Genomic DNA, 13,454 nt, shown 5'->3' with positions numbered 1-13,454 from the left:
AACCCTACAGACAGAAGGAATAAAAAATGAAAAATTGTGTCATCGTCAGTGCGGTACGTACTGCTATCGGTAGTTTTAACGGCTCACTCGCTTCCACCAGCGCCATCGACCTGGGGGCGACAGTAATTAAAGCCGCCATTGAACGTGCAAGAATCGATTCACTACACATTGATGAAGTGATTATGGGTAACGTGTTGCAAGCCGGGTTGGGGCAAAATCCGGCACGTCAGGCACTGTTAAAAAGCGGGCTGGCAGAAACGGTGTGCGGATTCACGGTCAATAAAGTGTGTGGTTCGGGTCTTAAAAGTGTGGCGCTTGCCGCCCAGGCAATTCAGGCAGGTCAGGCGCAAAGCATTGTGGCGGGGGGTATGGAAAATATGAGTTTAGCGCCCTACTTACTCGATGCAAAAGCACGCTCTGGTTATCGTCTTGGAGACGGACAGGTTTATGACGTAATCCTGCGCGATGGTCTGATGTGCGCCACCCATGGTTATCATATGGGGATTACCGCCGAGAACGTGGCCAAAGAGTACGGAATTACCCGAGAAATGCAGGATGAACTGGCGCTACATTCACAGCGTAAAGCGGCAGCCGCAATTGAGTCCGGTGCTTTTACAGCCGAAATCGTCCCGGTAAATGTTGTCACTCGGAAGAAAACCTTCGTCTTCAGTCAAGACGAATTCCCGAAAGCGGATTCTACGACTGAAGCGTTAGGCGCATTGCGCCCGGCCTTCGATAAAGCAGGAACAGTCACCGCCGGGAACGCGTCTGGTATTAACGACGGTGCTGCCGCTCTGGTGATTATGGAAGAATCTGCGGCGCTGGCAGCAGGCCTTACCCCCCTGGCTCGCATTAAAAGTTATGCCAGCGGTGGCGTGCCCCCCGCATTTATGGGTATGGGGCCAGTACCTGCCACGCAAAAAGCGTTACAACTGGCGGGGCTGCAACTGGCGGATATTGATCTCATTGAGGCTAATGAAGCATTTGCTGCACAGTTCCTTGCCGTTGGGAAAACCCTGGGCTTTGATTCTGAGAAAGTGAATGTCAACGGCGGGGCCATCGCGCTCGGGCATCCTATCGGTGCCAGTGGTGCTCGTATTCTGGTCACACTATTACATGCCATGCAGGCACGCGATAAAACGCTGGGGCTGGCAACACTGTGCATTGGTGGCGGCCAGGGAATTGCGATGGTGATTGAACGGTTGAATTAATCAATAAAAACACCCGATAGCGAAAGTTATCGGGCGTTTTCTTGAACATCGACGGCGAAGGTAACCCCATTAATCACCAGTCAAAACTTTTCACCAGCGTCAGCTCGCCAGCATTACGCATCGGTACAATAAATGTTTCCTGTTTCTCATTGACCGATCCTTCCTCGGTGATCAGCGTCAGTTGGGCGGTCGTCAATTCCGTTTCGCTGCGTCCGCCATAGTAGTTGATATACACCTGATAACGTCCGTGAATCGGCGCTGGCATGGCGAAAATCTCGGGGCCGTACCCCGTCGTGACATCCATATCCAGTGCACCACTGTTTTTCAGCACGCTGTTACCGTACCAGGCGTGTTCGCCATCAGGTGTAACAACGTGAAGGTCGAGGTCGGTATTGTCCGTGTCCCAGGAGAGAACCAGCCGTAAACGCGCGCGGATCGCTCCAGCGCCCGGCGTTGAGTAAAACTGCATTTTTTGTCGGCTTTGCCCATCCGGGCTGATGACCTGCACGCTGTTGCTGCCTTCAGTAAAAATATAAGGGCGTGCAAATGAACCATCGGATTCAATTCTCTGCGGCATACTGGCACCGTTGACCACCAGCCGGCCCTGCTGAACTTTACCCGCCGCAGCATAATTCTTTATTTTGCCGCGGATCTGCGCTGAGATATTTTGATCATCTGCCATGTTGACGGACGACGCCGGGTAATTGATCGATTGTGAAAAACTGGCATCTTCGCCCTCTGCCGGATGCCAGCCAGAGAGCGGTGCATCAATCTCGACTTCCTGCACACCTTCACTGTGAGCGACAGGCGAAAGCGCCACCAGTAACAACGGAAGAAAAATCTTTCGCATAGCATTAGTCCATTAATAATTGTCGGGTCAGCGTTTCGATATAGTTCTCATCAAGCCCGGTGGGATAACCATCAAAGGCCAGGTGCAGATACTCATGGGTTAAATCGAGCCGATCCTGAAGCGTAAAGAAGTTACGAATAAACAGCCGTTTCTGCTGCCGATCGGTATAGGGGAAACCTGAGACTAAACGACAGACCGCAAACACGTCTGGTTCGTTGTACCCCGTCTCGCCTTGTAATATACGCCGCCACTGCGGCATTTTTTTCGCCAGCCAGGCTTTCGCTTTGGGTAATAACTGGCAGCTTGAGCGTGGCGCTCCCCAGCGGCTAAGGCTGTTGTCGGGATAAGCAAACGCGAGTATCTGGTCGTAACGCTCTCCCTGCCCCGCCTGGGCCGTGGCTTGCCGCCAGGAAAGCGTCCCTTCGGTAGCGCGACTGCCATGATAATGAACCGGATCGCCCGCATAGATAAGATCCTGCGTCCAGGCGGTCATCGTTCGCGCCCCCGTGGTCGCTGGCGAAGCAGAAACACGCTGCGTGGCGCTACTGTCGGGGATGGTCAGGCAATCGCCTTCCCGATTGGCGTTTTGCTGTAAAAAAGTGCGAATCGCCACGGTCATGGCTTTCGCTGCCTCAGGGGGCGTACTTTTCGCCTCGCGATCCAGAACTCTGGCAACGTACTCTTCACGATCAAGATGCGACTGCAATTTCAGTTTGCCCTTTTCGCTCAGTAAGGTCGTCTCACCGTGGCTGACAAACGTAATGTGGTTACCATTGGCAAATGTCACACGATAGCGCCCATTAAGTACGCCGGGTTTTACTGCCGTCGTACTCTTTTCCGCTGTGATTTTCTTCAGCGGATAGCGGGCAAACAGCTCCACCTCTACACATTGCCCACTGGCAACCTGCGTCGGCACTGGCAAAACCCGATTAAGCACCGTCGCATAACGGGTTAGTACCGTTTTGCTGGTGCCACTGCCAGTAACCCACAGCGGTGAACCATCGGTTAACCAGCCGGCAAAACCACCCTGACGGATTTCCTGTTTATCATCGGCAAACCAGCTCCAGGTTTTCACCCGTACCCGACTACCGAGCATGGATGCGACACCGATTTTCGCCTCGTCCAGCACCACATCCAGTAAGACTTCCTGAGCTTTGTTTTGCGCGGGTAACGTCGCTAATGAATCAAGCAGTGATTTAACCGTTACCGAGGTTTCTGGCTTCAGCGTAGTAAGAGACGCTAACCACGCCGGTGCCTGACGCTGTTGCCAGTATTGCCCCCACACATCTGCGCCAATATGCAACCGCTGCGGCGCAAAATAGAGTCCACAGGAACGTACCAGCGCGGTATCGCGCGTTATGCTCTCCCCAGCCTGACAACAATAAACCTCTTCCGGGGAGTTTCCGCGACACTGGTAGGGCTGCTCCGGTTGATGGGTATCCTCCAGCCAGGCGTAAACATACAGTTTCCACAAACTCCCTAACGGCGTGGTGAGCGTGTCAGGTAATGCTGAGACTTTGGTCACGCCTGATGACGACAGCTGATACAGTTGATCGTGCTGCGCACCGCGCAGCACCAGTTGTAACGGCGTCTCCTCCGCAAGCGTTGGCAGAGTAACCAACGCCAATAGCCAGACAATTCTGCGCCAGTTCACTTATTTCACCTGCATCCCGGTCCATTCACTCCCTGCCGCAACACTTTGCTGTGCAGGTGCATAGGAACGCACATAACGAGCAGGAGGCAGAACGAATTGCCCTTTTTGCGAGAAGCGCAGCAAATGGCGGAAAGTGACCGTTCCCGTCAGTTCTTTCACCGGCACCATATAGGCCAATTCGCCCATTTCATTTCGCGCTTTTTCCAGCAATTGCCCCTGCTGTTTCGCGGCGTTGGGTTTATTGACCGAAATGCCCCATGTTGTGCGCTCAACATCGGCTCCCGGCGGGAGCGGTACTTCCACCTGACCATAGCGCAGAACTGCATCCTGCTCGCTGGTAAGCGTGATTTCATCGAGATACAGCGCATCGCTGTCAATCTCATTGCTGGTCACCGGCTGCAGAGTAAAGCTCATCTCTTCTTCACCGGGGATAAGCCGATACAACTGGCGTTCAACGGTCATCGGAATGTTACTTTGTTGAGCCGTTTTTGCCGGTTCACGCCAGCGGACCTGCACATTTTGCGGCGATAATTCGTCACCAAAAGAGAGAATGTCCGGCACGCCCTGACCAACCCAACGCCAGTCTTCGCCCCCTCCAGTTAACTTATGTTTGGCCCATGCGCCCGCAGGCGCAGGCAACACAACCGAAGGCATTGTCGCCATATATTTCGCCAGCCAGTTCATGGCCAGCGCGCGCTCAATAGTAGATTGCTCAGCGGTCAAACCACTTAAAATAGCAGCCGCCTGGGTAGCGTCGCCCCCGCTATTGAGCAGCACAACCGTGTGCGCCAGCGGCTGATTGCTGTTTGCCGCTTTATCCCACGCATATTGCTGAACCTGTGGCATCACAGTGGACTTCAACTGCGCTTTTTTCAGCAACGTCATGGTTAAGACGTTTGCCACCGCATCTGCCAGTGGAGATTCCGGTGTATCGAGGATCAGGCTGTCATTGATATCGCGGGTGTCTTCCTCAGAGAAATCTTCAGTTTTAGTTCCGCGCCGGGCGATAGCTTCATCCAACCCTTTCAACAACGTTTTGCACGGCAGATTCATCTCCTGTGCCCACGCCAGCACCAGCGCCCGATGCAATAACGGCATGTTATCTGCCTGCTCGGCATAACTGTCGAGCATATGCTGCCAGTATTCCGGTTGTTGCGTTACGCCGAGCGCCTGGCTGGCCTGCCAGTCGGCGTACCATGCCCATGCAGTCAGGAAGGCGTCGCCATTGCCATCTTCACCCCACCAGGTAAAGCGTGCTCCGGGCCCCGCCAGTTGCATCAGCCGCAGACGGTTATCCTGAATCATCTGACGAATGTCGTTAGCGGCGGCACTTTGATGATCGGCAAGCGAACGCCAGGCGAGACTGAGCGGGATCAGACGGCTACCGGTGTTGATCACCCCACCCCACGGTTCATCGACTAACGCATCAAGATTGTTGCGGAAAATCTCCTGCGGCGTTTCACTACTTTGTAGCCGGATATTGCTCGCCTGCTCGGGCAATATCAGCGCGTTCTCGCCACCGCCGAGCATGACATTTTTCTGCTGTTCAACGGGCCAGCTGTTATCCACAAAAGACAGTTTTGTGCTAATGCTGTCCTGCACTTGCCCATTTTGTTGCAGTTCTGCACTTAACAAGCCAGATTGCTGAATATTCTGCGTCAGCGAAATATAATTCGCCCCTTTGTGCAGCGTCAGCGTCTGGCGCATCTCAGCGCCTGCAAATTTAGTCACCAGCGCCACCGGTTCGTTATCCTGCTGACTGAAGATAAACAGTCCTGCCGCCGGTTTGTCGCCCACGCGATACACCGTTGGCATACTCCACTTCATGTAGAGATTTTTTTCCGAACGAAGATAAGCACGCCCCTGCCCGACCAGCCCGTCGCCGTTCATCCCTCTGGCTGTAATGCGCCAACGGGTTAACGAATCAGGCATCAGGAACGTGAAATACGCTTTGCCTTGTTTATCAGTTGTGAGTGACGGCATCCATGCCGCGGTATCCACCTCTTCACGCCGTGGACGTTCAAGCATTTTTACTCGCCGCTCGCTGCGGTTAGTCGCGCCTGGCGCAACCGGCTCGCTGGAGAGCGCCTGGTCGTAGCTGATAAACGAAAGACTGGAGCTGGTACGCACATTGTTACGCCCCAGCGGATAGAAAAATTTGCCGATATTCGGCGCGATTTCCGGTTGCAGCGCATAGATCATTTCATCGACCACGCCAACCGTTAGCTGCGCAGAAACAGGTTTACCTTTCAGCAACGAGGTTAATTCGACATTGACCAGTTCACCAGGCTGGTAATGGGTTTTGTCCGTTTTCACCCGGATATCCAGCTGGGGAACGGCAACTTTGATCCCGGCGTTCTGAAAACTGTACTGACCGTTACGGGTATACAGCACCGAAAAAGTGATATTAGGCGCAAAGGAATTGCTCACCGGTACGCGGGCTTCATACTGGGTATCGTTTAAACGTTGTAACGTCAGCCAGTTTGCCGGATGCGATAGCAGCGACTGCTGTTCAACGCGATCGCGTTCCAGCGTCAATAATGCTTCATCAATTGGCTCCGGGAAGGTAATCAGCATCTTCGCGGTTTCGCCAGGCTGGTACAGCGTTTTATCTGCCACAATATCTACCGTACCAGTATGCGACGTGCTGCCCTTACCGCTGACTGCATGGCTTAACCCGGCGAGAATTAAGCCGTCTTTATCGCGTAACGTCAGATTGTAGTTACCCGGTTTATCGAAATTGACGGTAAAGGATTTGCCACCAGAAGGTAGATCTCCGCTGTGGCTTGTTCGGTCTTCCAGGCGTAGCCACTCATACTTAACAGGCACCTGCTTTGAAGATTCCAGCGCGGCATAACGGAAAACAACCGACTCGCCGCTATTACTGTATTGTGCGGAGGTGCTTAGAGAGTAATGCGCCAGACCGCGTTCAATGAGGATCTCTTTGGTAGTAGTAACACGATATGCCGCGCCATCGCTGGCGGAGACGGTCAGTAAATAGCGGCTCGGTTTATCGGCGGCGGGAAGGTTTAACGCTACATTGCCTTTATCGTCAGAAACAGCGTCGCTACCTTCCAGCGACACCGGGAAACGTCCGGCATAACGCAAATCGTTACCAACCATCGAAAGTTGCTGAGCGCGCAAACTCAACTGCACGCTGGCATCTTTTACCGGTTCGCCATCCGGATAGAGTAGTTGCAGTTTGCCGCTGACCGCTTCGCCAGTTTTGAAATCTTTTTTGTCGAGGGCTAAGCCAATCTCAAAATGTGGTTTGATGTAGTTGGCTACGCGAAAACTGCTGCTATAGACCTGTTTGCGGTAAGCCAGGCGTAACTCATAACCTCCGGCGACGGCATTTTCTGGCAGGCGGAAACTCCCCTGCCCGCCATTACGCGCATCCAGCGTGACATTGATGGTTTGCAACAGACTGCCGTTGGCGTCCAGCACTGAAAGCTTCGCCGGGGCGCTAACGATGGGGGATGAATGCAACGGGTCGTGGAACTCGCGGCCCATCACTTTGACATCAACACGATCGCCTGCGCGATACAGAGGGCGGTCGGTGAAGATATACAAGCGGGTGTTGTAAATTTCGCTTTCGTAGAAAAAATTCTCGGAGACAAAAACGCCGCCTTCAGCATCTTTACCCAGAATGTATGAACGTTCCGGCGATATATGTTGTAACTGCAAGGTACCACTGTCATCGGTCACACCGCGGGTCATCACGCCAAGACCGTCAGTCCACAAGATCTCTGATCCCGGCTTCGCTTCACCCTGTTTTTTACCCGCGGTCCACACCAGGAGCTCGTTACCCGACACTTTGCTAAGCGCCACGGTATCAGAGACAAATACCACCGTCGTCGCCCGATATCCACCGACCATCGCCTCGACGAGGTACAGTCCCGGCTCTTGTTTGCCGAGAGGAATATAGATGTTACCCGGCTGCGGCGAGATGAAATTGCTGGATGCGCCTTCCAGTTTTACCCCTTGCTGCGGCTCGACCGGTTTAGCCTGCCATAGTGGGTAACGGAACTGTTCCACCAGTGGATATTTTTTCAGCGGTGAAAACTGGCTGTTCTGTACATAACGGGAAGGTTTAATAATGGCATTGCCGAGCTGTAATTCGGGTAACGCCTGAGTCACATTCTGCCGTGACTGAGAAGAGAAAGTACGCTGCATCACGCGGCGAGATTTGCCGTACCAGTTATCCCACAGCCAGGTCAGCGTATTGTTCAGCCCGTCGCCCAGATATTGCGGTTGCACCACAATGCGATGCAGGTTTTTCTGCTGGCGCAAAAATGCCATCGGGTCAGGAATACGATACAGGCGAACGTCCACGCCGCCGTACTCTTCCATCTGATAGCGCCGATAATCACGCCCCGGCGCTTCCAGTCGCACTTTCGCCTCTTCACTGCTGCTAAAACTGCTGTCAGCAAGCAAAAAGAATGTTCCCCCTGCGGGCGGCGCATAGTTACTGGAAGGAAGCGAATCATCAGCATTAGCAAGCCCTGTTCCCACAAGAGACAGGGACAAGCACGCTGCTATCGCGCCAGAAAATTTAAACGATAAATGCCAATGAAATTGGGATTGGAATCGTTGGGTATCCATCGGGTGTCCTTCCATGTCATAAGTTGTTGCAGACTGACTGCGCGCATTCCGTTGTCAGTTTTCGTGGCGCTTCCGGTGTGGTAGATGACGTAACGCCCCATCCAGACCATTAAGTGCTGGGCATCGCCCTGATCGAAAAAAATCATATCGCCAGGCAGCGCCTGGTTTATGTCCTGGCCAATGAACTGGCTGTTGTACTGAATCAAATTAATCGCGGTCACATAGGGGCCGGTTTTTCCGTTCCCCTGATTCCAGTTTTGCGCCAGTTGACGCTGTTCAGGTGTTAGCGTCATTTCAGGCGGCAAATACTGACTTGCTATGCCGTTACTTTTTAGCCATTTGCTGTCGTGAACTTTCAGCGCCTCGTTCGCCGAAAATCGCACCAGGCCCGCACAATCCTGCTGATACCAGCGCGGACTTGGCCCCTGTCGGAGCTGTTCCTGTGCAATACGCACAAACCAGGCGCGAAACAGCCCCGACTGTTCGACATTCAGCATTTCGCTATGGGCAACAACACAACACAGCCAGCAAATCAGCGCCAGCAGTCCGTGCCTCATAGCGGCTGCCAGGTTATGGGTAGCCACTGCCAGGCGGCATCGGGTTCCATCTGTGCCAGCTTCATGACATAACGCGGTTGTTGAGATAAAGCGTCCAGCTTCGGCATTAATAAAGTTTGTGCGGCGTTATAAAAAACCGGTTCGAGATTCTTCGGCAGACTGGTCAGCGTTTCGTTACGCAGCAGTTTCGCCACGCCTTGTGGATTGATATAGAGCGGAACGATGCCGTCAGTGGGTATTACATCCACCATTGCCGGGCGGGTTTTATTCAGTGTTTGCAGCGCGTTATTAACCAGCGTGTCATCGAGGGAGAAAAGCAGCGTTTTGTTTTGCATCGCCAGCGACACGCGGAAAAAATAATCCGACATTAGTTGATCTGGTTGCGCCGCCTGTGTTTTCGGATACTGGCCGTATCGGGAACTCACTTCGCGACGCCAGATTTGCGCTTCGCCCTGCTGAGTCTGGTTTACCGGCAAAACACCTTCTGGCGCTTTGCTTTCGTGCGCACCAATATTTTGCGTAAACAGTTTCCCAGGCAGTTGTGCCTGTTCGGCAGTGCCATCAAACTGACCGACAAACAGCGGGGTTTGTAATTTTGAGTCTTCATACCAGCACAGCCCGGCTGCACCATCTAACGCCCCGTTCAGCTTGTCGTTTTCCTGGCTGATGTGCGAAAGCATCTCTTCGGCAATACCATGCGAATACGGCACCGCCACACAGAAGCTGGCCCCGGCAGGCATACTGTTCCATACCGGCGTAAAATCGAAACTGGCATCTACGCTTGCGGATTCATCATTTAACGCCACAAAGCTATGCCAGCCGTCGTTGCTCATTTCGAAGCGTACGCCAGCAAAAGAAGGCATTAATCGCTGGTAGCCAAACCCCAGCAACCTGGCGCTGACCACGATGCGCTGGCGTACTGGCGTTTTTTCGGCAGTACGCTCTTCCAGGCCAAAGCTGGCTTGCCAGCGTTTTTTACCGCTCAACAAATCACTTGCGATCGCCGTGGCTTCGGTATCCTGCTGGTCATCTTTAAACAGCATATCCGTACTGGAAAACACCAGCATCTTGTCCTGATAAGTCGCGAACATCAGGGCGTTATTGCCGTTATAGCGCAACTGATAAACCGGGATGGTTTCACTATTTAGCTTAATACTACTGATTTCCGTTTTGCTTAACTGGCTGTCGCTGGTAGCGGCAAACAACAATGGCTCCAGCAGTTTGCTTAAACCACTGCGCTGGATCAGCACCATGTAATGTGAAAGATGGCCTTGTTTATCGTGCCATAGCGCCGCCTGCGCGGGCTGATCTAAGAGTGACGAAAAGAGCTTATCTTTCAGCGTGAGATCGTGTTCATAGACAATGCGGCGAATGCTGCCTTCAATGCCCAGACGATCGGCATGATTCTGATAATAGAAAACGAAATCTTCACTCAGAACATCGTGGAGAAACGGAATGGTAAGGAGGTCTTTGGGAAGCTGGCTCAGAGAGTCGCTGTCGAGAAAGAGGTCCGGCTCATTGAGATCGATTTGCAGATTGTTGTGCACCACCAGCGGCGACAACGTTTTTTCTGGCCCACTGCCAGCATATTGCAACGCCCAGACGCCAGCGGAAAGCAGTACTATTGCGCCCAAACCTACAAGACCATAGAACCGCCAGCCTTTCGCCTTTTTTTCACCACTCATTGCCACATTCCTTGTGTAAAGCCAGCCATTTTTTATGAGCACAGCAAAACTTTACCGCGCCCTAATACGACAAAAGCCCAGACTTTGCAGCCTGGACTTTTCAATTCAAACAAGGGAGATAGCTCCCTTTTGGCATGAAGAAGTAAAATTATTCTTCTTCTGGCTCGTCGTCAACGTCCACTTCCGGAGCGATTTCATCGTCCCCTTCCGCGGCACTGCCGTCGATGGTATCCAGATCTTCCTCGTCAACCGGTTCAGCAACACGTTGCAGACCCACTACGTTTTCATCTTCCGCAGTACGGATGAGGATCACGCCCTGGGTGTTACGGCCCACGATGCTGATTTCCGAAACGCGAGTACGTACCAGCGTACCGGCATCGGTGATCATCATGATCTGGTCGCAGTCATCTACCTGCACCGCGCCAACCACTAAACCGTTACGTTCGGTAACCTTGATGGAGATAACCCCTTTCGTCGCACGCGACTTAGTCGGGTATTCCGCCACTGCGGTACGTTTACCATAACCGTTCTGCGTTGCGGTGAGGATTGCGCCATCGCCACGAGGCACGATCAGAGAGACGACTTTATCGCCTTCGCCTAAACGAATACCGCGAACACCGGTGGTGTTGCAGCCCATCGCACGGACAGAAGACTCTTTAAAGCGCACCACTTTACCTTCGGCGGAGAACAGCATTACTTCGTCTTCGCCGCTGGTCAGGTCAACGCCGATCAGCTCATCGCCTTCAACAAGTTTGATCGCCACTTTACCGGCGGTACGCAGACGGTTGAACTCGGTGAGGACAGTTTTCTTCACGGTACCGTTAGCGGTCGCCATGAAGACTTTCACGCCCTCTTCAAACTCGGTCACCGGCAGGATGGCAGTGATACGTTCGTCCTGCTCCAGCGGCAGCAGGTTGACGATCGGACGACCGCGCGCGCCACGAGTGGCTTCCGGCAACTGATAGACTTTCATCGAATAGACGCGACCACGGCTGGAGAAGCACAGAATATGGTCGTGGGTGTTCGCCACCAGCAGTCGGTCGATAAAGTCTTCTTCTTTAATACGTGCGGCAGATTTACCTTTCCCGCCACGACGCTGCGCTTCGTATTCAGAAAGCGGCTGATACTTCACGTAGCCCTGGTGAGAGAGTGTTACCACCACATCTTCCTGTGTGATTAGATCTTCCAGGTTGATGTCGGCGCTGTTGGCAGTGATTTCAGTACGACGTTTGTCGCCGAACTGTTCACGAACCAGCTCCAGCTCTTCACGGATCACTTCCATCAGACGATCGGCGCTACCCAGAATACGCAGCAGTTCCGCAATCTGATCCAGCAGCTCTTTGTATTCGTCGAGCAGTTTTTCGTGCTCAAGACCGGTCAGTTTCTGCAGACGCAGATCCAGAATTGCCTGGGCTTGCTGTTCGGTCAGATAGTACAGACCATCGCGCACGCCGAACTCTGGCTCCAGCCATTCCGGACGCGCAGCATCGTCGCCAGCACGTTCGAGCATGGCGGCAACGTTGCCCAGCTGCCACGGATTAGCAACCAGCGCAGTTTTCGCTTCTGCAGGCGTCGGCGCATGACGGATCAGTTCGATGATCGGGTCGATGTTCGCCAGCGCCACGGCTAATGCTTCAAGGATATGAGCACGATCGCGAGCTTTACGCAGTTCGAAAATAGTACGACGGGTCACCACTTCACGGCGGTGACGAACAAACGCCGCGATGATGTCTTTCAGGTTCATGATCTTCGGCTGACCATGGTGCAATGCCACCATGTTGATACCGAAAGAAACCTGCAACTGGGTCTGGGAGTAGAGGTTGTTGAGCACAACTTCACCGACCGCATCGCGTTTCACTTCAATCACGATGCGCATACCGTCTTTGTCAGACTCGTCACGCAGCGCGCTGATGCCTTCCACGCGTTTTTCTTTTACCAGTTCCGCAATCTTCTCGATCAGGCGCGCTTTGTTTACCTGATACGGAATTTCGTGGACGATAATGGTTTCACGTCCGGTTTTGGCGTCAACTTCCACTTCAGCACGGGCGCGGATATATACCTTGCCGCGACCGGTACGGTAAGCTTCTTCAATACCGCGACGACCGTTGATGATTGCCGCCGTCGGGAAATCTGGCCCCGGGATGTGTTCCATCAGCCCTTCAATGCTGATGTCTTCATCATCGATATACGCCAGACAACCGTTGATGACTTCCGTCAGGTTGTGCGGCGGGATGTTGGTTGCCATACCTACGGCGATACCGGAAGAACCGTTCACCAGCAGGTTAGGAATTTTGGTTGGCATGACGTCGGGAATTTTTTCCGTGCCGTCATAGTTATCAACGAAATCGACCGTCTCTTTTTCGAGATCGGCCATCAGTTCATGGGCAATTTTCGCCAGACGGATTTCCGTATAACGCATTGCCGCCGCAGAGTCGCCGTCGATGGAACCGAAGTTACCCTGACCGTCTACCAGCATGTAACGCAGCGAGAATGGCTGCGCCATACGGACGATCGTGTCATAAACCGCCGAGTCACCATGGGGATGGTATTTACCGATTACGTCACCAACGACACGGGCAGATTTTTTATAGGCTTTGTTCCAGTCATTGCCTAGTACGTTCATGGCGTAAAGTACGCGACGGTGTACCGGCTTCAGGCCATCTCGGACATCCGGCAGCGCACGGCCAACAATGACCGACATCGCATAATCCAGATAGGAGCTCTTCAGCTCTTCCTCAATGTTGACCGGTGTAATTTCTCTCGCAAGGTCGCTCATCTAACCGCTATCCCTCTACTGTATCCCGGATTCAAAGGTCGCAAATTATAACACAGCCGCGCAGTTTGAGGTAAACCTATACGCTTTATTCACATCCAATGCCTGATATACTCGTT

Annotated in this window: 7 protein-coding genes; 1 reads left to right on the top strand and 6 read right to left on the bottom strand. The window is 53.1% G+C overall.

The features are described from left to right. The first annotated feature begins 26 nt into the window (after nt 1-26). On the top strand, nt 27-1,211 hold the full coding sequence (gene atoB, locus ACJHYD_RS01750; protein WP_000786551.1) for an acetyl-CoA acetyltransferase: 1,185 nt from the start codon (nt 27-29) through the stop codon (nt 1,209-1,211). Nucleotides 1,212-1,284: 73 nt separating this feature from the next. On the opposite strand, the gene ACJHYD_RS01745 is transcribed toward atoB, so the two are convergent. The 6 genes from ACJHYD_RS01745 to gyrA form a co-directional block, all read right to left on the bottom strand. Next, on the bottom strand, nt 1,285-2,061 hold the full coding sequence (locus ACJHYD_RS01745) for a YfaP family protein (protein WP_001225846.1): 777 nt from the start codon (nt 2,059-2,061) through the stop codon (nt 1,285-1,287). 4 nt (nt 2,062-2,065) lie between these two features. Further along, a complete protein-coding gene (locus ACJHYD_RS01740) occupies nt 2,066-3,715 on the bottom strand; it encodes a YfaQ family protein (RefSeq protein WP_001104555.1) in 1,650 nt (549 codons plus the stop codon). Beyond that, nucleotides 3,716-8,230: an alpha-2-macroglobulin family protein gene (locus ACJHYD_RS01735; RefSeq protein ID WP_001328406.1), complete on the bottom strand. Its 4,515-nt coding sequence runs from the start codon at nt 8,228-8,230 to the stop codon at nt 3,716-3,718. A gap of 23 nt (nt 8,231-8,253) precedes the next feature. Next, nucleotides 8,254-8,877 carry a DUF1175 domain-containing protein gene (locus ACJHYD_RS01730; protein ID WP_001328405.1) on the bottom strand — a complete coding sequence of 208 codons (624 nt, stop codon included), beginning with the start codon at nt 8,875-8,877 and terminating at the stop codon, nt 8,254-8,256. After that, nucleotides 8,874-10,562 carry a DUF2138 domain-containing protein gene (locus ACJHYD_RS01725; protein WP_000012346.1) on the bottom strand — a complete coding sequence of 563 codons (1,689 nt, stop codon included), beginning with the start codon at nt 10,560-10,562 and terminating at the stop codon, nt 8,874-8,876. The genes ACJHYD_RS01730 and ACJHYD_RS01725 overlap by 4 nt, the downstream gene beginning before the upstream one ends. Before the next feature lie 148 nt (nt 10,563-10,710). Next, on the bottom strand, nt 10,711-13,338 hold the full coding sequence (gene gyrA / locus ACJHYD_RS01720; protein ID WP_001281251.1) for a DNA topoisomerase (ATP-hydrolyzing) subunit A: 2,628 nt from the start codon (nt 13,336-13,338) through the stop codon (nt 10,711-10,713). Between the last annotated feature and the right edge of the window lie 116 nt (nt 13,339-13,454).

Origin of the sequence: Escherichia sp. WS1368, from assembly GCF_046487485.1 — a bacterium.
Lineage (GTDB): Bacteria > Pseudomonadota > Gammaproteobacteria > Enterobacterales > Enterobacteriaceae > Escherichia > Escherichia coli.
The sequence above is the reverse complement of the archived record's forward strand: the minus strand, read 5'-3'. Positions and strand labels throughout refer to the sequence as shown.

Excerpts from the sequence above, each read along its gene's own strand:
- atoB (WP_000786551.1), top strand. The coding sequence starts at position 27 with ATGAAAAATTGTGTCATCGTCAGTGCGGTACGTACTGCTATCGGTAGT.
- ACJHYD_RS01745 (WP_001225846.1), bottom strand. The coding sequence starts at position 2,061 with ATGCGAAAGATTTTTCTTCCGTTGTTACTGGTGGCGCTTTCGCCTGTC.
- ACJHYD_RS01730 (WP_001328405.1), bottom strand. The coding sequence starts at position 8,877 with ATGAGGCACGGACTGCTGGCGCTGATTTGCTGGCTGTGTTGTGTTGTT.
- ACJHYD_RS01725 (WP_000012346.1), bottom strand. The coding sequence starts at position 10,562 with ATGAGTGGTGAAAAAAAGGCGAAAGGCTGGCGGTTCTATGGTCTTGTA.
- gyrA (WP_001281251.1), bottom strand. The coding sequence starts at position 13,338 with ATGAGCGACCTTGCGAGAGAAATTACACCGGTCAACATTGAGGAAGAG.